Origin of the sequence: Halomonas sp. IOP_31, from assembly GCF_021151495.1 — a bacterium.
In the GTDB taxonomy this organism is placed as follows: domain Bacteria; phylum Pseudomonadota; class Gammaproteobacteria; order Pseudomonadales; family Halomonadaceae; genus Modicisalibacter; species Modicisalibacter zincidurans.
On record NZ_JAIRBP010000042.1, the window covers coordinates 1 to 23,125 of the forward strand.

The window sequence follows — 23,125 nt, forward strand, 5'->3', positions numbered from 1 at the left end:
CGGGCAGGCCCTGCAGGTGGGTCTCCCGCTCGAGCCATATCTGTTCGAACTCATCAACTCTCTCGGGATTCACCCGGAAACGATTCATGGCGATGAACACGGGGCACTGTCCTTATGGTCGGTTGATTCGCAGCTCAGGATGACACCCTACCCCATCACGCGAGCAATGCGAAAAGCGCAAGGCAAGGCCTTGTGCGACGAATGGCAAAGAGCTCGTGGGGATCTCTCAGCATTAAAGCGCTACATGTCGGCAGGCGTTTCCTGTGTCTTTCTGCTTGCATAGTGTCGGATGGCGCCGAGGAAATGCAGAATGAGCAAGGCAGGAATAATGTACATGCCATTATATATATGAATCCACCCCATCGTTTGATAAATTGTTGTTGGGATTTTCAGGGGTAGGCAGACAGAAAACCATCCGAACACACCTACGCATTCACCCACGCTAAACAGATACAGTGGTCCTGTTAAAACCTGAAAAACCAACAGGATCAGTAAAGCCCTGTGAACTACGTAAGCAGTCCATCGCTCTATTGCGGTTTTGCCGAGGTTCTCGGGAAACCCTTTGTACAATCTGAATAACACCCGCCAGAAGATGAAGATCAATACAAAAAACCCCAGGGATATATGAATTCCCAGAATATAATTTCTGACCGTCCCTGACGGTGCTGCATAGGCTGCATAGCCCAGTGCGAGCATTACAACGACAAGAAGTGCCGTAACCCAGTGGTTGATGATGGATACAGGCGAGTAGCGTTCGCGATCAGACATGCCTTGTCCTCTAGATGCCAGTTGGTCGAATAGCGATCAATGCCCTGTTCTGACCAACGGTTTTGCTCGCTTTTTTATGTTGGTTGTAAAGGATATAGATATTGGCCGCGTCTGGTTATGTATTGAAAGTAGCATAATTGGGCAGCGCCGGGGTATTTGGCGCTGTCATGCTTGGGCCTGGCTACTCGGGGCCTGCAGCTCTGTGCTGCTTCCACCTGGCTGCGACGCTGTCGATCGGCGCGATCAGGGCCCATCTTCATCAGCGTGATGAGCAGCATGCAGTTGCTTTTTAGTCTCATGTCTGTAATTCTGGACATATGGACAATGTAATCGCTATCGAAGCGTTCGCTGCGCTTTCTCAATCGACCCGCCTGGAAACCTTCCGGTTACTGGTACGCCACGAGCCGGATGGACTGCCCGCGGGGGAGATCGCACGCCTGCTGGATGTGCCGCACAACACGCTGTCGACGCATCTGGGCGTCCTGGCGCGAGCCGGACTGGTGGTCTCACGGCGGCACAGCCGCTCGGTGATTTATCGCGCCAACCTGGAGCGCATGCGCGAAACGCTGAGCTTTCTGGTGCGGGACTGTTGCGCGGGGCATCCCGAGCTATGCGAGCCGTTGCTTCGGGAGCTACAACCCTGCTGCCCAACCGATGAGGGAGACTCAGCATGATCAGCGTGATCTATCACAACCCCGACTGCGGCACCTCCCGCAACACCCTGGCGATGATGCGCCAGTCCGGGGAAGAGCCGCACGTCATCGAGTACCTGAAGACACCGCCTACCCGGGATCAGCTCGTCGAGCTGCTGGCAGCCATGGCTATCACTCCCCGAGCGCTGTTGCGTCGCAAGGGCACGCCCTACGACGCGCTAGGCCTGGACGATCCCGCGCTCAGCGACGACCAGTTGATCGATGCCATGCTGGCGCATCCTATCCTGATCAATCGCCCCATCGTGGTAACCGAAAAGGGTACGCGGCTGTGCCGGCCCTCCGAGACAGTGCTGGCGCTGCTGCCCGATCCAGTGAGCGAATTCACCAAGGAAGATGGCGAGATCGTACGTTCTGGAGGAACTTCATCGTGAGCCCGGATCAACTGCCCAACATTGACCCTGAACATTTACATCCCATTGATGTTAATGCGTTGGTCGGCCCAGACCAGCCCCGCCATCCGCCACGTATTCTGGTGCTATATGGTTCACTGCGGGAGCGCTCCTACTCGCGGCTGGTGTCGGAGGAAGCCGGGCGTTTGCTGCGCTGGTACGGTTGCGAGGTGCGCACGTTCGACCCCGCCGGCCTGCCGCTGGCGGACGATGCCGACGCCAGCCACCCGAAGGTGCAGGCGCTGCGTGAACTGGCCGAGTGGAGCGAGGGCATGGTGTGGGTCAGCCCCGAGCGCCACGGCGCCATGACCGGCCTCATGAAAACCCAGATCGACTGGATTCCGCTGGCGCTGGGCGGCGTGCGTCCGACCCAGGGCAAGACGCTGGCGGTGATGCAGGTCTCCGGCGGCAGCCAGAGCTTCAATGCCGTCAATCAACTGCGCATTCTCGGTCGCTGGATGCGCATGCTGACCATCCCCAACCAGTCCTCGGTGCCCAAGGCCTTCCATGAGTTCGATGAGGCGGAGCGAATGCGGCTGTCGCCGCTCTACCTGCGCATCGTCGATGTCTGTGAGGAGCTGGTGAAGTTCACATTGCTGACACGGGGCCGCTCGGCGTATCTGACGGATCGCTACTCGGAGCGAATCGAGAGCGCCGAAGCGGTTTCCAGGCGCGTCAACCAGAAAACGCACTGAAACGGAGCTGCATGCATGCTGGCCTTTGCGATCTTCCTGGTCACGTTGATACTGGTCATCTGGCAACCGAAGGGGCTCGGGATTGGCTGGAGCGCCCTGGGGGGCGCTGCCGTGGCCTTGTTGACGGGGGTCGTCAACTGGGGTGACGTGGCTGTCGTCTGGGATATCGTCTGGGATGCCACCTTCACCTTCGTGGCGTTGATCATCATTTCCCTGATCCTGGACGAGGCCGGCTTCTTTTCCTGGGCTGCGTTGCATATCGCGCGCTGGGGCAATGGCCGGGGACGGCTGCTGTTTCCGCTGATCGTCGTGCTGGGGGCGCTGATTGCTGCCGTGTTCGCCAACGATGGCGCGGCGCTGCTGTTGACGCCGATCATGGTGGCGATCCTCGCCCGGCTTGAGTTCAGCCCTGCGGCGTCCTTGGCGTTCATCATCGCCACGGGATTCGTTGCCGACTCGACCAGCCTGCCGCTGGTGATCTCGAACCTGGTCAATATCGTCAGCGCCAACTATTTCGAGATCGGCTTCGATCGTTACGCCCAGGTGATGGTGCCGGTCGATCTGGTCTCGCTGGCCGCCACGCTGCTGGTGCTGGGCGTGTACTTTCGCAAGCAGATACCCGCGGGTTACGACATTGCGCGGCTGGAAGCGCCGGCCACGGCGATTCGCGACCGTCAGGTCTTTCGTGCGGCCTTTCCGCTGCTGATCGTATTGCTGGTTGCGCTGTTCCTGACCGGCCGATGGGAGACCCCGTTTTCCCTGATCATGGGGGCCGCGGCGCTGATCCTGGCGGCCATCGCCGGGCGCTGGTTCACGCCGGGACATGGGCACGTCGTCTCGCTCAAGAAGATAGTGAGCAACGCCCCCTGGCAGATCGTGCTGTTTTCCGTGGGCATGTATCTGGTGGTGTACGGCCTGGGCAATGCCTGGCTCACGGCATGGGCGGCGGACGTGCTGGTGTGGTTGAGCCGGCAAGGCGACGTGGTGGCGACCGTCGGCACGGGCTTCGCTTCCGCCATCCTGGCCTCGCTGATGAACAACATGCCGTCGACGCTGGTCGGCGCCCTGGCCATCGACCAGGCACAGGTATCGAGCCAGACCCAGCAACTGATGATCTACGCCAACGTCATCGGCAACGATCTGGGCCCCAAGTTCACGCCCATCGGCAGCCTTGCCACGCTGCTCTGGCTGCATGTGCTGGCCGGCAAGGGCTATCGCATCGGTTGGGGGCTATACATGAAGATCGGGCTGGTCATCACTCCGCCGGTGCTGCTGGCCACGCTGATTGCGCTGGCGCTCTGGCTACCGGCGATATCATCGCAATAACCCCAATGCGCGGCAGGCTGCAGCCTGCCGAGTGCAACGTAGCCAAGCGGATAAGCGGATGCACGGCACAATCTTGATGGATTTACTTAAACGCGTACCCATTTAATTGCCTCGTCTATTATTTTTATTGACTCAAACTATTTTTGTTTTTGATAAGTAGAAAATGCAGAATAAATCGTACAGTTTGGTGTGGCTGTCATATTGAGATATGGCTCGGTCACTGCTTCAAGAGGGTCGGTTTTTACCCCCGTCGCCCCACAATTCCAACAACGTCTTGATGAACAACTCGGCGGTACTCGACAAGTTGTGATCGTTGCGCTGGATCAAACCGATGGTGCGTTGTATTCGCGGCTCTGGCAAAGGACGCGAACAGAGCGTGTCATGACCCGACCCTGGCATGGTCATCCTCGGTAAAATGGCGGCACCAAGACCGGATTCCACCAGCCCAAGCGAAGTAGAAAGGTGCTGTACTTCATAGAAGCCGTTGAGACGAATGCTCTCCGATGACAGCACATTGTCCAGCAGCGTACGGTTGCCGCTATCACGACTAACGGTAATCATTCGAATCGCTTCTAGATCGGCCCAGGTGATCGTCTCCTTGGCAGCCAATGGATGATCTGAACGCAGCGCTAACACGAAGGGATCGCGTAATAGCGGGGTGAACGATATCTCCGGTAATTGCGGGCTGATCATATTGATTCCAAAATCCGCCTCGCCATTGATCACTCGCTCCAGCCCTTCATTAGCACTGACATCGAGTATGCGTATGCGAATGCCCGGCCATGCCTCGTTGAAGCGACGAATAACGCTGGGCAGAAAGTAGAACGCCGCCGTAGGCAGGCAGGCGATGGTCAAGGTCCCCTTCTGATGGGTTGCGAGTTCGCGAATACCTAGAATCGACGATTCGTAGTCGTCGATCATCCTCCTGGCCCGAGGCAGAAAGTCAGCACCGATTGCAGTCAACCATGTGCGCCGTGTGGTGCGTTCGAGGAGTGTAACCTCAAGCGCTTCTTCAAGCTTCTGAATACGCCGAGATAGTGCAGGTTGCGATAGATGAAGGCGCTGCGCCGCCTCGTGAAAACTACCCAGCTCGGCGACTTGGACGAAGGACTGCAGATCGAGAAACTCTATACGATGTAACATAGACGGTTCTTGCATTGAAACGGTGTAATTGAACAGTTTAACGCATTAATGTGCATATCACATCAGAATTTGTTTTTATTTGCATTTGATGCATCAAAACGAGGGTGACATGCTCGTTTCACGAGTCCGTAAGAAAGTGAAACAGCAATGATCAATAGCATTCCCTGCATCATCATGCGCGGCGGCACATCTAAGGGCCCATTCCTGCGCATGAGCGACCTGCCCGAATCGCCAGAGGCACGAGCGGAGACATTGCTCAGCCTGATGGGCGCGGGCCATGCGCTTCAGATCGATGGCATTGGTGGCAGCGATCCGCTGACCAGCAAAGTGGCTATTGTTGAACGCTCCGATCATCCGGAGGCCGATGTTGATTATCTCTTTGCTCAAATTGACGGCCCCGGCCGTCGCGTCGACTTCAACCCCAATTGTGGCAATATGCTGTCGGCGGTCGGCCCCTATGCGATCGAGACTGGACTGATCGAGCCTAGCGACGATATGACCGTGGTGCGGGTTCGCAATCTCAACACTCAGCGTCTCATCGAGTGTCACGTACCGACACCGGGCCGGCAGGTTCTCTATGAGGGCGATACTCGAATCAGCGGGGTGCCAGGCACTGCCGCCGGCATTCAGCTGAGTTTCCTCGACGTCGTGGGTACCAAGACCGGGGCGCTGCTGCCCACCGGACAGGCGCAGGAAACTATCGATGGAGTCGTGGTGACTTGCCTTGACGCGGCGACTCCCACGTTGCTGATTGCAGCCGAAGAATTCGGCCTGAATGGAAACGAAACACCCGCCGAACTCGACGCCAATGAGCCCATGCTGGCCCGACTCGAGTTGATTCGTCGTGAAGCCGGACGACGCATGGGGCTCGGCGATGTCAGCCAAGGCGTACTGCCCAAGCCGGTTCTACTGTCAGCGGCCGACGAAGTCGACGCCACGTTGCGCGCGCGCTACTTCGTACCATACCGCTGTCACAAGGCGCTCGCCGTCACGGGTGCCATCGCCTTGGCGACAGCGGTCAGCGTGCCGGGCACCGTTGCCCACCGCATCGCCCTCGCTTCCGGTCGTCTGACCGACGACGAGCCGCTGAATCATGTTCGTCTCGAGCATCCTTCCGGATACATCGATCTTGACGTCGAACACCGAGGGCAAGATTCGCATGACGTCGCTCGCGTATCGCTGGTCCGTACGGCACGCAAGATCATGACCGGCACGCTCTACTATTCCAGCACATCTACCAGCTCCGGCACATCAACCAGCAATTCGCCGGTCGATACGGTGAAGGCAAAAGCCTGTTAGAAGCATCTAATACCAACGAAAACCCACCCGATCAGCAACACAAGAACAAGGAGTCGCATCATGAGTCCCTTGAAAACCGAACCGACACTCACCGCCCGACTGAAGCGCGCCGCAGGCCTAGGCCTGGTTTACGCTGGGCTGAGCGCCGTGGCCTTACCCGCCACGGCCGCCGCCGATACCAACGTGCCCGACGACATCAAATGGACCATTCCCTTTGGCGTAGGTGGCGGTACCGATGTCTGGGCACGCTTCTTTGCCCCCTGGTTCAGCAACTATCTGCCCGGCGAGCCAACCATCATGATCGATAATGTGCCCGGAGGCGGCTCGATCAACGGCGCCAATCTTTTTGCAATGCGGGCGCGTGCCGACGGCAGCCAGTGGCTGGGTACCTCGGCTTCGACCCAGTATCCGGCGATGCTCAACGACCCGCGCGTGCGCTATGACTATGCCGACTGGAAACCAATCCTTGCCACGCCGACAGGTGGCGTCGTGTACGCTTCACCGAGCCTCGGTGAAGATGCCGACAGCGCCCTGCAAACCTTGCTGAAGAAGCCGGTCAAACTCGCTGCACAATCGCCCACAGGCGTCGAACTGCCGGTTCTGATAGCCCTCGATATGCTGGGCGTCGACGTCAATCCGGTATTCGGGATGCGTAGCCGTGGCGAGGGTCGACTGGCCTTCGAACGTGGCGAAGCGAACATCGATTTCCAGACCACCTCGGCCTACCTGAGCAATGTTCAGCCGCTGGTCGAGGACGGCAAGGCCATCCCGCTGTTCAGCCTGGGCGTGCTTAATGACGATGGCAAGATCGTTCGCGATCCGACCTTTCCGAATTTGCCAACGTTCAACGAGATTTACCAGCAGACCGAAGGCAAGGCACCGTCGGGTAACACCTACGAGGCCTATCGCAAGTTCTTCGCCTCCGGTTACGCCCTGCAGAAACTGGTGATGGTGCCGGCCGATACCCCCGAGGCACTCACCGAGACGTACAGGCAGGCGGCTCGCGAATTCATCAAGACCGACAAGTTCAAGCAGGAATCGGCAGCTCAACTCGGCCCCTATACGCCGATCGTCGGCAAGACGGTCTCGGCCTATCTCGAGGACGCCATGTCGATCAAGGACGAGACGCGTCAATGGCTGGTCACCTGGTTGGCGGACAAGTTCGACGTCCATTTGAGCACGCGCTGACCTTCCGGCCTCGTCGTATAGAGGCGGGGCCGGCTCGATTCCAAAACGACAACGCGAAGAACACGCCATGCTCGATATCCTTCTCTCCAGTCTGGGACAAGTCTTCACCTTCTCCCATCTTTTCTACATGATGCTTGGGATCATCGTCGGCCTAGTGGTCGGCATTATTCCCGGTCTTGGCGGCATAGCCGGCATGTCGCTGTTGCTACCCTTCCTGTACGGCATGGAACCCTCGCAAGCGCTGGGAATGCTGATGGGCTTGGTGGCCGTCATTCCTACCGGCGACACCTTCGCCTCGGTGCTACTTGGCATTCCCGGCTCCAGCGCTTCACAGGCCACGGTGATCGACGGCTTCGCGTTGGCCAAGCGTGGTCAGGCGGCTCGTGCACTGTCCAGTGCCTTCCTTTCGTCGATGATCGGCGGCTTGATCGGTGCCGTGGTACTGACCGGTTTCATTCTTATTGCCCGGCCGCTGGTGTTGTCTTTCTCATCATCCGAGCTGTTCATGCTGACACTGCTGGGCCTGTCGATGGTTGCCGTGCTCTCGGGCCGTGACCTGTTCAAAGGGCTGGCCGCATGCGGGCTGGGCCTGTTGGTCGGTGCCACAGGAATGGCCCCGGCGACTGGCGAGTTTCGACTGAATTATGGTCTCGATTACCTCTACGATGGCTTGCCGCTAGTGGTGGTCGGCCTTGGTATCTTCGCGTTACCCGAAATCATCGATCTACTGACACAGCGAGGTGCCATAGCCAGTGAGCCTTGCCGGCTCGGCGCGGGGTGGCGCCAGGGGTTTCGCGATGTACGTCGGGAAAAAGGCCTGGTCGCCCGTTGTGCGGGGATTGGTAGTCTGATCGGTACCATCCCGGGGCTAGCCGGTTCGGTAGTCGATTGGATGACCTATGGCCATGCGGTACAGAGCGCCAAGGATAAGAGTGAGTTCGGCCAAGGCGACATTCGTGGCGTGATCGCCCCGGAATCGGCCAACAACGCCACAGCTGGTGCGGCGATGGTGCCAACACTCCTGTTTGGCGTACCGGGCTCCGGCAGCGCGGCGGTGTTCCTCGGTGGGCTTTTATTGCTCGGCCTGCAACCGGGTATCGGCATGATCGAGACCCATCTCGACCTGACCTACACCATCATCTGGTCGCTGGCACTAGCCAACATCATTGGCGCAGGACTTTGCCTGGGGCTCGCTGGACCGGTCGCCAGTCTTACACGGGTACGCTTTACCATCCTCGCCCCACTGATCACTATTCTTATTTTGTTTGCCGCCTATCAGGCGACCCGTGCCACAGGCGATCTGGTCGCTCTGGCCGCTGTCGGCGCCATTGGCGTGCTGTTCAAGAAGGCCAACTGGTCGCGTCCAGCGTTCTTGATCGGCTTCGTGCTGGCTCCCGGTGCCGAAACGTATTTCTACCAGGCGCTACAGTTTCAGGGCAGCGCGGCCTTTGCCCGTCCCGGTGTGCTGATTATCGGCGCGTTGATCCTGGCGGCGCTGTTTATCCCGGCCCTCAAGGCACTGTGGCAGAAACATCGGCAGACAAAAAAGGGTGGTGGTGAGGCCGCTGATACCGAGGCGACCGCCCCAGCCGAGCCGGCACGCGCCACATTGGGCGGCGTGGATATATTGCTGCTAGCCGGGTTGCTGGGTCTGGCTGCGTTCGCCTGGAGCGACGTCGCAGGCCTGTCGCTATTGGGCAGCGTGTTTCCCAAACTGGCTATCGCCATCATGGCATTGGGCTGTCTTGCCGAAATCGCACGGCACCTGATGCGCCGTCCACAATGGCAGCGCCAGGCGTGTCGTGAGGAACTGATCTGGCTGGCGGGTTTCTGCACGCTGATCGCGACCATCCTCGGCCTGGGCTTCATCAGCACCGCTGCGCTGTTCTGCCTGGTGTTTCTGCTGGGTATCGCCCGGCTGAAGTTATGGACGGCAGCGGGTATGGCTGTTGGCGTGGTCGCCTTTCTTGTCGGCATGGCCCATTTCCTGACCCTCACCTATCCAAGCGGTGTCCTCGACCCTTGGCTGTTCAGCTAAACCCACTATAACTTCAGCTCCATACTCAAGGAGTAGTGGCAGTATCGGGTGTAGGGGCGGATATTACGTGGCGATAGGGGAGAAGTAACCAGAGGAGATCAGAGGCGGCCCGGTCGGGCCGTCGCTATTGGCCAGGAGCGGTCGTTTGGCCAGAGCAGATATAACGCCCGCCATAAACGGCGCGAGGTACGAGCGTCCGGCGACCGAAGGGAGCGAATTTAATGGCATGGTTATGTGCTCTGCTACGCAGCGACAAGCTTCTTGACCCTAAGGTCTTTACGGTGTTGCTCAGCGTGCCAAAGCTCATATTGAGACTGCTGGGTTAGCCAGCTCTCCGATGAGGTATTAAAAGCGATAGAAAGCCTAATTGCCATTTCCGGGCTAATACCGGCTTTGCCGTTCAGAACAGCGCTTAACGTTTTCCGGCTGACCCCGAGCGCTTCCGCAGCTGCTGTAACAGACAGACCAAGGGGCTCTAGGCAAAGCTCTCGTATGACTTCACCAGGATGGGGCGGGTTGTGCATCAACATAGGAATACCTCAGTGATAATCTTCGTAATTCACTATCTCGGCGTCTCCATCCTCAAAGCGAAATGTCACGCGCCAGTTACCGCTTACCGTCACCGACCAGATTCTTGACCGATTGCCGGAAAGCTCATGGAGCCTAAGGCCCGGCAAGTCCATATCGTTGGCGCCGGAAGCCGCATTAAGTCTACCGAGAATAAGCTGAAGCCTCTTTGCATGAGCGGCCTGGATCCCTGCAGTGCTGCCGGACTTGAAGAACTTGGCCAAGCCCTTGTGTTTGAAGCTTCGTATCATTCCTTAAATGTAACCTGTAACGTACTGGGTGTCAATTTGCGTAACGCCAATATTAAGCGGGGCCCGACTAGGGCGTCCGGTGGACGGCCGCAAGGCCGCAAGGCCGGGAACGAACTTATGACTGGGTTATAGCTCCCTTGCCTTGGAAAACCACACGCTTTGTCTTGTCAGCCAAGCCTGGCGTGGCTGTGTGACTGTAACCTCTCCAACCCACTGATCCGAACCACCTCCCTCGTCACCGCCTCGTCGAGCATGCCGCGCCCGGTTTCCACCAGGGTCAGCCAGTGCCTGGCGCGTGTTATGCCCGTGTAGACCAGTTCTCTAGTCAGGATCGGGTTGGGCGCATCGGGCAGCAGCAGCGCGGTGTGAGTGAATTCCGAGCCTTGGGACTTGTGCACAGTCATGGCGAACACGGTTTCCACCGCCTGCAGGCGGCTGGGCAGTACCCACTTGATGGGCTTGTCGGCATTGGCGGTGGGGAAGGCGACGCGCAACACGTTTCTGCCCGGTTCTTGCGGGTGCGGCTGGGCGAGGGTGATGCCGATGTCGCCGTTCATCAGGCCCAGGCCGTAGTCGTTGCGGGTGACGAGCACCGGGCGGCCAAGATACCAGCCGCGTTCGAGCTCCCGGTCGTTGGCGCTGATCAGATTCTCGCGGCGCAGCGCCTTGCCGATGCGCAGGTTCAGGCCTTCCACGCCCCACGGGCCCTTGCGCAGCGCGCATAGGAGCTGGAAGCGGTTGTGCGCCTCAAGCACGGCCAGCGCCCAGGTATCAAACGCCTCACGCTGTGCCTGTGGGTCGCTGCCGGCCGGGGGGCGCTGTCGCTTGAGCACCTCGAGATAGTGGCGGTAGCCGGTGGGTGGGGCGAGTTCGTTGCCGCGGTGCTGCCGGCCCGTGCCCCGGTTGACGAAGCCGGCCGGGTTGCCGTCGACCACCAGCCGCTCGAAGGCCGGGTCGTCGGCATCCGCCAGGGCGAGGCGGGCAATATCGGCGTAAGCGCTCCGGAATACTTCGCGGATGGCGTGCTTCTTGTCCCGGGGCTGATGATCGCCGGTCAGCGGGGCGTTGACGGCCTGGGCGAGCTGACCGATGCCGCTGGTGGCATCGAAGCGATGGCTGACGCGCAGCATGGCGATGGCCTGGTCGAGCGGCTGGCCGTTCGCATCCCGGTACTCGTGGGGAACCGGCGCGTCACAGACGCGCTCGAGCCACTGGCAGGTCGCCGGGCTGTAGTGGCCGCCTTCGGCTCGCTGGCACAGATCGCCGAGCACCGCGCCGGCTTCCACCGAGGCGAGCTGGTCCTTGTCGCCGAGCAGGATCAGCCGCGCTCGCGGCGGCAGGGCGCCGAGCACGGCGGCCATCATCTCGATGTCGACCATCGAGGCTTCGTCGATCACTAGCACGTCCAGCGCCAGCGGGTTGCCGGTGTGGTGGCGGAAGTGGCGCGTGTCGGGCCGCGAGCCGAGCAGGCGGTGCAGCGTCGTCACCTCGGTGGGAATCTGCCGCTTGAGCGCCTCGGGGTCGTCGCTGACGCCGTCGAGTCTCAAGCCGCCGACCTGCCCGGCGATCGACTCGTTGAGCCGCGCGGCGGCCTTGCCGGTGGGCGCGGCTAGACGAATGCGCAGCGCGCGCTGGGTGTGGGCGAGCTGTTGCGATTGCAGCAGGGCGAGCAGCTTGACCACGGTGGTGGTCTTGCCGGTGCCGGGGCCGCCGGTGATCACCGCGAAGTGCGCGCGGGCGGCCAGGGCGCAGGCGATCTTCTGCCAGTCGGGGCCGGGCGCTCGGATGTCGCCGGGGAACAGTGCGTCCAGGGCCTGGCGAAGTTGGGCGGCCGATGCATCGCGAACGAGTTCGCTCCCACGGCTGGCAGCGGGCTGGGAGTCTGGGTGGTGGCCTGGTTTTGTGGGAGGGAACTTGTTCCCGATGGGGTCGTGAGCCGAGCCACCGGCATCGGACTCGTTCGCCGCGAGCTTGGCGCTTATCTGGCGGCGAATGTCCTGTTCGTACTGCCAGTAGCGGCGCAGGTAGAGCCGGGCGCTGCCGGGGCCGTCGAGCCTGACCAGCGGCGTGTTGCCGGAATGGTCGTCGCGGCCGTCGGCGACCAGTAGCGGGTGGTCGAGCGCGGCGCGCCAGCGTTCCAGTTCGAGCCCTTCCAGCACCTGGCTGGGCAGTGGCGGCGGGTCGCTGAGGTCGTCGCCTTCCGGCGGTAGCGAGAGCGCCAGGTTGGGCGCGGCCAGGGTCTGGGCAAGATCCAGGCAAACATGGCCGCGTCCGAGCTGATGGCTGGCCAGCGCGGCGGCGAGCAGCAGCAGGGGCGAGTCGTCGCTCACTTCGCGATGCAGAAACACCGCCAGGGCACGGTCCAGCGCGCGCAGCCAGCCGCGCTCCACCCAGCGGTCGAGCAGGGCGAGCAGCGCGTCGATGTCTTGCAGCGCCGGGTTCGGGGCCGTGCCGTCTGTAGCGCTGGCCACGTCGGCCGTTTCGTCTTCGGCGGTTGGCGGGGCCTCGCTCGCTTCGCCCGGCTCGGCCTGGACGAGCGGGTCTTCGTCCAGGTCCTCAAACAGGTCGGGGGTGGCGTCGTGCTTGCCTTTACCTTGTTTGTCTTTACCAGGCGCGCGCTTGGTCATGCCGGCGTCTCCGTGTCGGTCGGCGCTCGCTCGGCGGCCGTGTGGTCGTGGCCCCGGAACAGCGCGTCCATTGCCTCGATCAGCTCACGGGGCGGGCGCTCGGCATACACGCCGTGGCCCTCGGCGTTGGTTCCGCGCAGGAACACGGTCAGCGAGCCACCGATATGGCGGTCATAGTCGTAATCCGGCAGGCGCGATCCGAGTAGCCGGTGCAGGGCGAGCAGGTAGAGCGCGAACTGCAGGTCGTAGCGCTTCTCGGCCACCGCCAGGCGCATCGCCTCGGGGCTGTAGGCGGCGTCGTCCGGGCCCAGGTGATTGGATTTCCAGTCGGCGACGTAATAGCGCCCCTCGCACTCGAACACCAGATCGATGAAGCCCTTGAGCATGCCGTTGAGCGTATCGGGGTCGAGGGGCGAGCGCGGAGTGCCAGCGAGTGTGTGAGCGCTTACGAGGGCGTCCAGGCGACGGGTGTCGACGCGGCTGGCGGCGAACCAGAATTCCATCTCGACCTGGTAGGTGGCCAGCGAATCGAGCCTGAACGTTGCCGCCGTCTGGCCCGGCGCGGGCAGCGGCAGCGTGGTGGTCAGCAGCGCGCCGAACCATTCGTGCAGGGTGGGCAGCCATTGCGACCAGCCGCGCAGGTTTAGGCGCCGCGCCAGGGCGTCCTCCCGGGCGGCGGGGTCGGCGGCCACCCTGGCGAAGCCCTGCCCGCCGGCCCATTCGAGTATGCCGTGCAAAAAAGTCCCGGGCCCCGGGCCTCTTGGAAACCGATGCAAGGAACGATCTGCGCGCGGCCATACGGCGTTACTCTCTCGCTCGAACTGCTCATTTACCGGCATGTAAACTCCGCTTTCTCGCGAGAGAGTGCCTTGTCTGGCCGTCGCTCGATGGCGTTCCTCAAGGAATGGCGACCTGTCACGAGGTTCTTCGATCACTTCCAGCGCGGTGGATTCCAGCGCGCTGGCCGGTTCGGGCAGCGTCGCACCCTCGACCGGACTGATGGATGCGATATCGGCAGGCGCCATGGGCGGGGCGCTGTGGAGAGTGTCAGCGCTTACTGGGGCGGGCTCGATTGCACCCGCCGCCGCGCCGTCGGCGGAGATGCGCAGCGCCGAGTAGCTGGCGATCCACCAGTGCTCGCGGGCGGGCCGCGTGGGGGTGGGCGCCTCGCCGAGGGCGTCATCGACGCCGGCCAGCTCGACGACGCGGGCATGGGCCGGCGGCGCCGGCTCGATCTGGATGTTCGGACAGGCATCGTCGCCGAGGCCCTTGAGCCGAGCCAGCGCGGCGTCGAAGCCGGCCGGGTCGATGGGGTTGCCATTGTCGAGCAGCTGGCCGATGGCGCTGCCTTCCAGACCCTTGAGCGGCGCCATGCCCAGCCAGGTGGCGTGCCGCGCGCGGGTCAGGGCGACGTAGAGCTTGCGCAGGTCCTCGCCCAGGCGCTCGCGGTCGACGATGGCCAGCATCTCGTCATCGGCCTCCAGGGTGATATGCAGCCGGCCCTCGGCGTCGTGCCAGCGCAGCGGCGAATCGTCCTTCCTGGTCGGGCGGTGGCCGCAGATGAACGGCAGGAACACCAGCGGATACTCCAGCCCCTTGGACTTGTGGATGGTGATGACCTGCACCAGATCGGCGTCGCTTTCCAGGCGCAGCTTGTGGGCGTCGCCCTGGCCTGCGGGGCGGGCGATGGACTCGGCCAGAAAGCGAATCAGCGCGTGCTCGCCGTCGAGTTCCTGGCTGGCCTGCTGCAGCAGCTCGCCGAGGTGTAATAAATCGGTAAGTAGGCGCTCGCCCTCGCTGGCCGGGCCGCCTTCGAGTAGCCGCGTGGCGATCTCGAAGTCGTTGATCAGCCGGCGTACCAAGGGCAGCACGCCCTGGTTGCGCCACAGCCGATGATAGTCGCGAAACTGCATGACCCGGCCTTCCCAGGCCAGCTCATCATGTCCTTGTGAAGAGCCAAGGTCGTTCAGTTCGGCGAGGCTTAGCCCCAGGGCGGGCATCGCCAGGGCGGTGTGCAGCTTGCGGGCGTCGTCGGGCTCGGCGCAGGCGTGCAGCCAGGCTTCCAGTTGCGAGGCCATGGATGATGCGAACACCTTGTCCTTGTCGGAAAGGTAGACGCTCTTCACCCCGCGCCGCGCCAGCGCCTGGCGGATCGCCCGCGCCTCGCCCAGGCCGTTGACCAGCACCGCCATGTCGGAGGGCCTGAGCGGCTTGAAGGCGTGTTTGTCCCCACCCTGGAAACCGGCGCGGTTACTATTCATAAACCCGGCACGGCCGTTTTCCATAAACCCGGCGCGGCCGCTTTCCATAAACCCGGCGCGGCCGCTTTGGCCCTGCTCCAGCAGCTCGACCATGTGCGAGGCGCAGCGCTCGGCCATCTCGCCGTGGTAGGCGGTCTTGGACAGCGGCTCGTCGCAGTCGAGCCGCCACAGCGTCATGGCGGGCAGCGGCCGGCCGTCCACGGTGAGCGCGTCCTTGCGGCCCTTGGCATCGACGCCGATAAAAGGCACTGGATTGCCACCGTCGCGTTCCTTGAACAGGAACGCCCCGGGCGGGTGGCTTTCGGCATGCGCGAAGCAGCGATTGACCGCCGCGACCATCTCGGTGCTGGAGCGGAAGTTGGTGCCCAGGGTGACGTGGCGGCCCTGGGTATCGCGGCGCGCGCGCAGGTAGGTGTGGATGTCGGCGCCCCGGAAGGCGTAGATCGCCTGCTTGGGATCGCCGATCAGGAACACCCCCCGGGTTTCAGAAGAGCCGCGGCGATTCTCGCGGATACGATAGACGCAGTCGAAGATGCGGTACTGCACCGGGTCGGTGTCCTGGAACTCGTCGACCAGCGCCACCGGGAACTGGCGGCGGATCTGCGCGCCCAGCGCCTCGCAGTTGGGGCCGGCCAGGGCGCGGTCGAGGTGGGTCAGCAATTCGTTGGGGCCCATCTCGGCGCGCCGCTGCTGCTCGCGGTCGAGTCGTTGGCGGCACCAGTGCACGGCATGGGTGAGCAGGTCGGCGTAGGGGTCGGGCAGGGCCCGCAGCTCGCCCTGCAGCGCCTCCAGCGCGGCCAGCGCCGGGTGATCCGGCGGTTCGCCCTCGAGCCAGATCGCGGCCATGCCGTCCGGGGTCAGGCGTTTGTAGGCGGCGTCGGTCAGCCCTGGCCAGGTGGCCTCGCCCTGGCACCATTCGCGCAGCGCGCCGAACCAGTTGGCGCGGCTTCTGGCGTTGAAGCTCTGGCCCTTGAAGGCCTTCTGCCTGGCGGCGTTCTCGAACAGCGTCTCGCACTCGTCGAGCCAGGCCGGCCACGGCGCCTTGAGCTCCGCCAGGCGCCGGGCGGCCTCGTGCTGGGCGCGGGAGACGGCCTCGGCGGGTGGCGGGGCGTCCTTGGGCAGTGCCGCGCATTCGGGCATCAGGTCGCGCACCGCCTGGTGCAGCGCCTCGGGGGCGTCCCAGTGGCGCACCACGCTGGCCAGCGCCTCGCCGTCCAGCGCGTAGTAGAAGTTGCGCCAGTAATCGCGCACCACCTCGAGCTCCAGCTCGGTCTGGTCGTTTTCCAGGTCGAGCGAGAACAGGCTGCCGCTGTCGAAGGCGTGTTCGCGCAGCATGCGATAGCACCAGCTATGGATGGTCGAGACGGCGGCCTCGTCCATCCACTCGGCGGCGAGCTGCAGACGCCGCGCGCAGGCCGGCCAGACGGCCGGGTCGTACTGGTCGCGCAGGGCGAGAAGCAGCGGGTCATTTGCGACAGCGGTGCCGGGGGCAGGTTGGAGCGAGGGTCTTTTTCCAGGGATGGAAAAAGTAGCGCCCACGGATGGGTTTACAGCGCCCTCGCGCAGGCCTGTCTCCGGAGCCGAATCGTCGTCAGACATTTCTGCTAAAAAAACCCCCGCCGCCTCGACCAGCCGCGCGCGAATCCGTTCGCGCAGCTCCTGGGTGGCGGCGTTGGTGAACGTCACCACCAGAATCTCGGGCGGGGTCAGCGGGCGCTCGAAGGCGGCCTGGTCGTCGTCGTGACGCGCGCCGAGCACCAGGCGCACGTAGAGCAGGGCGATGGTGAAGGTCTTGCCGGTGCCGGCGCTGGCTTCTATCAACCGGCTCCCATGTAAAGGGAAGCTGAGTGGATCGAGCTGCGTGACGTCGCTCATGGCTGGCTCCCCGCTTTGCCGCCTTTTTCCGGCTTGCCCCGCTGCTGCTGGTCTCCCTTGACGGCGCGGTGCACCGGGGCCAGCAACCGCTCGGTGAGTTCGGCGAAGCCGAAGGCGTCGCGGCGGTGATCGTGCAGCGCGGCGAAGCTCGGCCAGCGGTGGGCGAGATACAGGTTGCGGTCGATTTCGCCGGCGTTGTAGCCGTCGCCCTCGTACTGCTTGCGCGCGGCCTGCCAGGCGTCGCCGTCGCGCTCGCTGTCCGGCGTGTTTTGTGAAGAGCCAAGTTTACTGAGCCAGACGAAGGCGCTGCCGCTGGCCAGCGGCAACGGCTCGCGCATGCCGGCTTGCCAGGCGGTGATCAGCTCGACGAGGTGGGCGCGGGCAGTGGCGGGCTCGAGCGGCGGCAGGGTGATGTGCCCGGCCTTGGAGAGCAGCCGCGTGGTCATCGGCTGGCCATCCAGATGGCCCGATAGATGCGCGACCCACGGGCGCAGGATGTGATGCCAGTGATACCTGCCTTTCTTGATCAGGCTGCTGCTGGTCAGCACCAGGCGGCAGCGCTCGCCGTCGGCGTTCAGCCGCAGCCCGTCCAGCCAGTCTTCCAGCGGCGCCGCGCCGGGAACGTCGAGCAGCACCGCCTCGGGCTCGTCGATGGCGTGGGGCCAGGCCTCGAGCGCGGCTGCGTAGGCGTCGAACAGCGCCTCCATCGGCTCGACGAGTTGCTCGCGCATGCGGTTTCCGAACGCGCCCATCGCCAGCACGCCCTGGCCCTGCAGGCGTTCGAGTGCCTGGTGCATGGCCGGCAGCCGTGGCTGGCCGTCGTCCACGGCGCGGCGCTGTACCTGGATCAACTCATCCTGCAACTGCCAGTTGGTGAGCCCGTCGAGGGCGAAGGGCTCATGGTCGAGGCTGACCAGGTCCTCGCGCTCGAGAGTGACCTTGAGCCGGGTGGTGAAGAAGGCCCGCGCCGGGTCGCGCAGGAAATTACCGAGCTGGGCCAGCGTCAGCGGCGTGTCCTGCTCGAACGGCCGCAAAGCTACTGCGCTCGACGATGCATCGTTAAAGCCCTTCTCAAACTGCTCATTTACGACTTGTAAACTCCGCGTTCTCGGCGGGCTTTGCCTTGTCTCGTCTTCGCTCGAGACGCTTTGGCGTTGTTCGAGATTGGGACCTAGCTCGGTTGGGTGCACCGCGCGCCATTCGTGGGCGTAGGTGATCAGCCGGCGCTGGCCGACGCTGCGCCCGGCCAGCGCCGCCGGGGTCGGGAAGTAGACGCGGCTGAACGGTTGCAGCGGGTGCTCGCTGGTCAGCGCGTCCAGCAGCGCTTCGTCGTGGGCGGAGCGCCAGCCGGCACGCAGATGATCGCGCAGTTGGCCGACCAGCACCGAGGGCGGTTTCTCGCTGTTGTCGACGATGCTGCGGCCCACCCAACTGACGTAGAGCTGGTCGCGGGCCGAGAGCAGCGCCTCGAGGAACAGGTAGCGGTCGTCCTCGCGGCGCGAGCGGTCGCCGGGGCGGTAGTCGCCGTTCATCAGGTCGAAGTCCATCGGCGGATGGCTGCGCGGGTAGTCGCCGTCGTTCATGCCCAGCAGGCAGACGCGCTTGAAGGGGATCGCGCGCATCGGCATCAGCGTGGCGAAGTTGACCGCTCCGGCCATGAAGCGCTGCGACAGGCTGTGTTCATCGATCTGCCCGAGCCAGTGTTCGCGCACCACGGAAAGCGGCAGCTCGCGGGTCAGTCCGGCTTCCTCGGCGCTTTCCTGCCAGGCCTGCAGGGCCAGTTCGAGCTGGGCCAGCATCAGGCTGTCCTGGGCGTCGTCGCCGCTGAAGCTCTCCTCGAGCAGCGTGCGCAGCCGCTGCACCCAGCCGTTGACGTCGGTGGGCTCGCGCAGCGCGTGCCACTGGCGCTCGAGGGTTTCCAGCAGGCTGGCCAGCGGCCCGGCGAGCTGCGCTTCCAGCCCGCCGATGTCGTCGAACGGTTCGATCCCCTGCCAGGGGCCGCTGGCCGCCTCGCCCACGGTGTAACCGAGCAGCAGCCGGCGCAGGCCGAAGGCCCAGGTGTTCTGCTCCATGCCGTGGGGCAGGTCGAGGCTTTCGCGCTGGCGGCCGTGCAGCCCCCAGCGGATGCCGGCGCCCTGAATCCAGTGGCGCAGGGTCGGCAGGTCGTCCTCTTTGAGCCCGAAGCGCTCGCGCAGCGCCGGCACGTCGATCAGGTCGAGCAGGTCGCTCACCGAGACCCGCAATTCGGGCAGGCGCAGCAGCGTTTCCAGGGCGATCAGCAGTGGCAGGCGGTGGCGGCTGCCCTGGTCGGACAGGGTGTAGGGAATGAAGCGCGGATCGCCGGGCGCGTCCTGGCGCCGCGCGTATTGGCTCTTTTCATACTGACCGAACACGGCCTGGATGTGCGGCGCATACTGGTCGATGTCCGGCACCATGACGATGATGTCGCGCGGGCGCAGTTCGGGGTCGGCGCTGAACGCGGCGAGCAGTTGATCGTGAAGGATCTCGACCTCGCGCTGCGGGCCGTGGGCGAGGTGGAAGACGATCGAGTCGTCGCTACGGGTGTCCACCGCCGGCCAGCGCTCGCGGGTCTCGTGGGGCGGGCGCAGCTCGCGGATGTCGTCCTGCAGCTGGTTGAGCAGGCGCTGCTCGCCGCGGCTGTCGACGAACGGCTCGAACAGGTCGATGCGCAGCGCCTCGGCGGCGAACAGACCCGCGTACTGCTGGCTGTCGTCGTGCTCGTCGAGCAGCCGCAGGTAGTCGCGGCCCTGCTTGCCCCAGGCGGCGAGCAGCGGCTGGGCGTGCAGGTGCAGGCCGGCCTCGCCGTCGCTATCGCCGAGCACGTCGAGCTGCGCGGGCATGCCCGGCTTGCGGCGCTGCCTCCTTCGCGCTGCCCGTAACAGATCCTTGTGCTCGATGATGTCGGCCCAGTAGTGCTGGCAGGGGTTGTGTACGCACAGCACCACCTGGCAGCAGCGGGCGATGACCGCCAGCGCCTCGAGCGACTGCTGGGGCAGCGACGAGATGCCAAACACCATCACCCGGCGCGGCAGCCCGGGCGGACGGGCGTCGCAATCCAGATGACGCGCCGCCTCCAGGAAGCGCCGATGCACCATGGCGCGGCTGGAGGCGACGCCGTCGTCGCCGACATCCTCGATCAGCGCCCGCCAAAGCGCCGGCTGCCAGCACTGGCTTTCGTCCAGCGCCCGGTACTCGCCGCGGGCGGTGATCAGCACGTCCTCGCCGCGGCTCCAGGCGTCCAGCCAGTCGGCGCGGTAGACCTGGTACTGATCGAACAGGTCGGCCAGGCGCTCGGCGAGCTGGTGGTGCTTGCGCAGGTCGTCGTCGCCGTCGAGGAACTGGCGCAGCGGGGCGAAGACATCGCGCGCCATCAGCTCCGGCAGCAATCGCCACAACCGCCACACCAGGCGCGACTTGTCGAACGGCGAGGTGGCCGGCACGGCGCCGGGGTCGTTCTCGACGTGGGTGAGCACCGCGCGATAGGCCTGCCACAGGAAACGCGCCGGCAGGGTGATGTCCAGCGCGGCGGCGATGCCGGTGCCGCCGTCGCGCTCATCGGCGGCCAGCGCCAGCTTCATCCACTGGGCGATGCCGTTGCTCTGGACCAGGATCGTCTCGTTTTCCAGCGGCGTAAGCGGGTGGCGTTTCATCCACTCCACGGCCACGCCGCGCAGGTCTTCCAGGCGGTTGCCGTGGATGGCCATGAAGCCGGGCTGGAGGTCGGGCGACGAAGCGAGGGGCATGGCGGACTTTCCTCCGTACAATTAGCCCTGCCATGGTGCCATAAATGCAGTTTTGCAGTTTTACGGATCGTGGATAGGGTGCCGGTACTAACCCAGCACCTTGCCCTCGCACCAGTAGCCCATGCTGGTGACGTAGCGCTTGGGCAGCCCGCATTCGTTGACCAGATAGCGGCGAATGCCCCGTGCCACCTTGGTTTCCGCGGCGATCCAGGCGTAGAAGGGGGCGCTGTCGTCGACGCTCGCGGCTTCCCAGAACAGGCAGTCGTCGGCCATCTCCTCGGAGGTGTCGGCACTCTCCACGTTGCCGGGCTGGCCGCCCAGGGCGCGAATTTCCTGGTTCAGGTCGAGATCGCGCACCGCACTTAGCAGCCGCTCGCCGTGGGCGCAGCCGGGGGTAGCGTCACGCGGCAACCAGCGTACCTGGGCGGTGGGCGTCAACGCCTGCTCGTCGGCGCCTTTCGGCACCTCGACCAGCGCTTGTACCAACGGGCGATCGGAACGCGTGGCGAGTTCTTCCAGAATGCCGGCCGCCGCCGGCAGGGCGGTCTCGTCGGCCACCACCAGGATGCGCCGCACTCCGCGCGGCGGCTTCCATTCGAAGCCCACCGGGTCCGTAGCGGCCACCGGGGCGGTCATCGCCAGGCGATCGCCGGGCCGGGCCTGCATCGCCCAGCGCGAGGCGGTGCCGTTGTCGCCGTGCAGCACAAACTCGACGTCAACCTCGGCGTGGGCCGGGCGCAGCTCGCGAATGGTATAGGTGCGCATCGGCGGGCGCTGGGCATCGGGCAGGGCGCGGTAGGCGCCGTACCAGTCGTGCTCTTTCTGCCTGGCGATCTCCAACAGGGCATCGAGACCGCTCTGGACGCCGGGTTCGCTATCGGCTTCAGGAGCGGGGAAGAACAGCTTGATGCGCTGGTCCGGCGCATGGGTGGCCATCTGGCCGACCTCCGGCCCGGTGAAGGTGAACCGGACCAGCGACGGGCTGATCGGGGTACGCCGGGAAAGGGTGACGTCGAAGATTCGGTAGCTTTGCTGTGCGGCCATGGCGCATTCCCCGTTGCGATCGCAGCAGGCTATCACTTCTGATAACCATTCTCAATTGACCGCTTGCCTGGTTTCCCGCCGAGGCAAAGTGACGTACCCGCCGGGAACGCCGCCATCTCCGCTCACTCCCTGGGCGGCAGCCGGCGTCGCTCGAACCGCCCGCCGAGGCGCGCCTGGCCGAACAGTCGCCCGCCCAGGCGGTAGAGCAGATACAGAAAGCCCAGCGGAAACAGCACCGTCTGGGTGATGAAGATCATCGTCAGGTCGACGACCTTGTCGGTGATCGCGTCGAAGCCGTCGACCACGCTCGCTACCGGGTTGCCGACCAGGTTGTCCAGGCTGCCCTTGAGCTGCTGCCACCAGCTCTGGGCGTCCTGCTGACCGGCGATCCGCTCGTCGGCGATCTCCGCCAGGCGCTCCTCGGTGGTTTCCAGCTGGCTCATGGTGGCCTGGCGCGGCTCGTCGAGGAACGCCTCGCTGGCCAGGCCGCTGGCCAGCGCCACCAGCAGCACCGCGAAGCGCAGGAACACGCAGGCGAGCGCCAGCTTGAGCGCGACCGCCTGCCCGACCCGCGCGCGCAGCGCCACCAGTACCGCGGCCAGTATACAAGCGCCGCTGACCAGCGCCTTGATGACGACGTTGGCTGAAATGCCCAGCAGCAGCTTCTGCAGGGCCAGCGAGCCGGTGGCGGCGAACATCACCCATGAGAAGCGCTCGATCATGTCGTTGGCCGGGTCGAGCGCTTCGCCGACCGAGATCTGGAATACTTGCAGGTCGACGGTCGAGGACTGCAGTACCGAGATGGTGGCGTTGAGCCCCCGGGCGATGGCGAAGGCGGCGAAGGCGTTGCCGAGCGCATCGTCGAGGGTGGCCAGCGCCCAAAACTGCGGCGCCTCGAGCCAGGCGAGGGCGGCCAACAACAGCAGGCTGGCTGCCAGCCAGAAAGAACGTGTCATCGTGAATGGCCTCTCGGGAGCGGTCTGGCGCATTCTCCCTCAAGCCGGTGCCACTGTCAGGTACCTGTATTGCCAGGCATAACGATGACTGACTGAGGGAGCTAGCCTGAATATTGCACCATTGGCGCGAGTTCGGCCTGCTGAGTGATCAGGCCAGCTCTTCATGCTGGATTCAGCAAGAATCGGTCACGTTTTGATCAATTACCCAGCGTCGAGACACA

16 protein-coding genes are annotated in these 23,125 nt (G+C 63.9%); 7 read left to right on the plus strand and 9 right to left on the minus strand.

Annotated elements, in window-relative coordinates; all coding sequences use genetic code 11:
- Positions 1 to 240: 240 nt before the first annotated feature.
- Positions 241 to 768 (minus strand): cytochrome b, encoded by a 528-nt coding sequence (locus K7I12_RS15740; RefSeq protein ID WP_231664641.1) that lies wholly within the window; start codon positions 766 to 768, stop codon positions 241 to 243.
- Positions 769 to 1,085: 317 nt separating this feature from the next.
- On the opposite strand from K7I12_RS15740, the gene K7I12_RS15745 reads away from it, so the two are divergent.
- Genes K7I12_RS15745 through K7I12_RS15760 form a run of 4 tightly spaced genes read left to right on the plus strand, consistent with a single transcriptional unit; the run spans position 1,086 to position 3,891 of the window.
- Positions 1,086 to 1,442, plus strand: a complete 357-nt coding sequence (locus tag K7I12_RS15745; protein WP_231664642.1) for an ArsR/SmtB family transcription factor — start codon at positions 1,086 to 1,088, stop codon at positions 1,440 to 1,442.
- Entirely contained in the window at positions 1,439 to 1,852 is a 414-nt protein-coding gene (gene arsC, locus K7I12_RS15750; RefSeq protein WP_231664643.1) for an arsenate reductase (glutaredoxin), read from the plus strand. Before K7I12_RS15745 ends, arsC begins: the two co-directional genes overlap by 4 nt.
- The gene (gene arsH, locus K7I12_RS15755; RefSeq protein ID WP_031382559.1) at positions 1,849 to 2,565 is read left to right on the plus strand and encodes an arsenical resistance protein ArsH; all 717 of its coding nucleotides are present in this window, start codon (positions 1,849 to 1,851) and stop codon (positions 2,563 to 2,565) included. The genes arsC and arsH overlap by 4 nt, the downstream gene beginning before the upstream one ends.
- Before the next feature lie 15 nt (positions 2,566 to 2,580).
- Positions 2,581 to 3,891, plus strand: a complete 1,311-nt coding sequence (locus K7I12_RS15760) for an arsenic transporter (RefSeq protein WP_031382560.1) — start codon at positions 2,581 to 2,583, stop codon at positions 3,889 to 3,891.
- Between the two features lie 225 nt (positions 3,892 to 4,116).
- Here K7I12_RS15760 and K7I12_RS15765 read toward each other — a convergent pair whose 3' ends face one another.
- Positions 4,117 to 5,034, minus strand: a complete 918-nt coding sequence (locus K7I12_RS15765) for a LysR family transcriptional regulator (protein WP_031382561.1) — start codon at positions 5,032 to 5,034, stop codon at positions 4,117 to 4,119.
- A 147-nt stretch (positions 5,035 to 5,181) separates the two neighbouring features.
- On the opposite strand from K7I12_RS15765, the gene K7I12_RS15770 reads away from it, so the two are divergent.
- The 3 genes from K7I12_RS15770 to K7I12_RS15780 all read left to right on the plus strand — a co-directional run bounded on the left by K7I12_RS15770 (position 5,182) and on the right by K7I12_RS15780 (position 9,559).
- Positions 5,182 to 6,333, plus strand: coding sequence for a 4-oxalomesaconate tautomerase (locus K7I12_RS15770; RefSeq protein WP_051907326.1), 1,152 nt, complete (start codon positions 5,182 to 5,184; stop codon positions 6,331 to 6,333).
- A 60-nt stretch (positions 6,334 to 6,393) separates the two neighbouring features.
- Complete coding sequence (locus K7I12_RS15775) at positions 6,394 to 7,521, plus strand: tricarboxylate transporter (protein WP_051907327.1); 1,128 nt, start codon at positions 6,394 to 6,396, stop codon at positions 7,519 to 7,521.
- Between the two features lie 67 nt (positions 7,522 to 7,588).
- Positions 7,589 to 9,559: a tripartite tricarboxylate transporter permease gene (locus K7I12_RS15780; RefSeq protein ID WP_031382564.1), complete on the plus strand. Its 1,971-nt coding sequence runs from the start codon at positions 7,589 to 7,591 to the stop codon at positions 9,557 to 9,559.
- 242 nt (positions 9,560 to 9,801) lie between these two features.
- Here K7I12_RS15780 and K7I12_RS15785 read toward each other — a convergent pair whose 3' ends face one another.
- The 7 genes from K7I12_RS15785 to K7I12_RS15815 all read right to left on the minus strand — a co-directional run bounded on the left by K7I12_RS15785 (position 9,802) and on the right by K7I12_RS15815 (position 22,904).
- Positions 9,802 to 10,089, minus strand: a complete 288-nt coding sequence (locus K7I12_RS15785) for a HigA family addiction module antitoxin (RefSeq protein ID WP_084173268.1) — start codon at positions 10,087 to 10,089, stop codon at positions 9,802 to 9,804.
- Between the two features lie 9 nt (positions 10,090 to 10,098).
- Positions 10,099 to 10,377 carry a type II toxin-antitoxin system RelE/ParE family toxin gene (locus K7I12_RS15790; RefSeq protein WP_031382565.1) on the minus strand — a complete coding sequence of 93 codons (279 nt, stop codon included), beginning with the start codon at positions 10,375 to 10,377 and terminating at the stop codon, positions 10,099 to 10,101.
- Positions 10,378 to 10,544: 167 nt separating this feature from the next.
- A complete protein-coding gene (gene recD, locus K7I12_RS15795) occupies positions 10,545 to 13,004 on the minus strand; it encodes an exodeoxyribonuclease V subunit alpha (protein WP_231664644.1) in 2,460 nt (819 codons plus the stop codon).
- Positions 13,001 to 17,140 (minus strand): exodeoxyribonuclease V subunit beta, encoded by a 4,140-nt coding sequence (gene recB / locus K7I12_RS15800; RefSeq protein WP_231664645.1) that lies wholly within the window; start codon positions 17,138 to 17,140, stop codon positions 13,001 to 13,003. The genes recD and recB overlap by 4 nt, the downstream gene beginning before the upstream one ends.
- Positions 17,137 to 20,904, minus strand: a complete 3,768-nt coding sequence (recC, locus tag K7I12_RS15805; RefSeq protein WP_231664646.1) for an exodeoxyribonuclease V subunit gamma — start codon at positions 20,902 to 20,904, stop codon at positions 17,137 to 17,139. Before recC ends, recB begins: the two co-directional genes overlap by 4 nt.
- Before the next feature lie 87 nt (positions 20,905 to 20,991).
- The gene (locus tag K7I12_RS15810) at positions 20,992 to 21,948 is read right to left on the minus strand and encodes a siderophore-interacting protein (RefSeq protein ID WP_231664647.1); all 957 of its coding nucleotides are present in this window, start codon (positions 21,946 to 21,948) and stop codon (positions 20,992 to 20,994) included.
- Between the two features lie 122 nt (positions 21,949 to 22,070).
- Positions 22,071 to 22,904: a hypothetical protein gene (locus K7I12_RS15815; protein WP_031382570.1), complete on the minus strand. Its 834-nt coding sequence runs from the start codon at positions 22,902 to 22,904 to the stop codon at positions 22,071 to 22,073.
- Positions 22,905 to 23,125 lie beyond the last annotated feature (221 nt).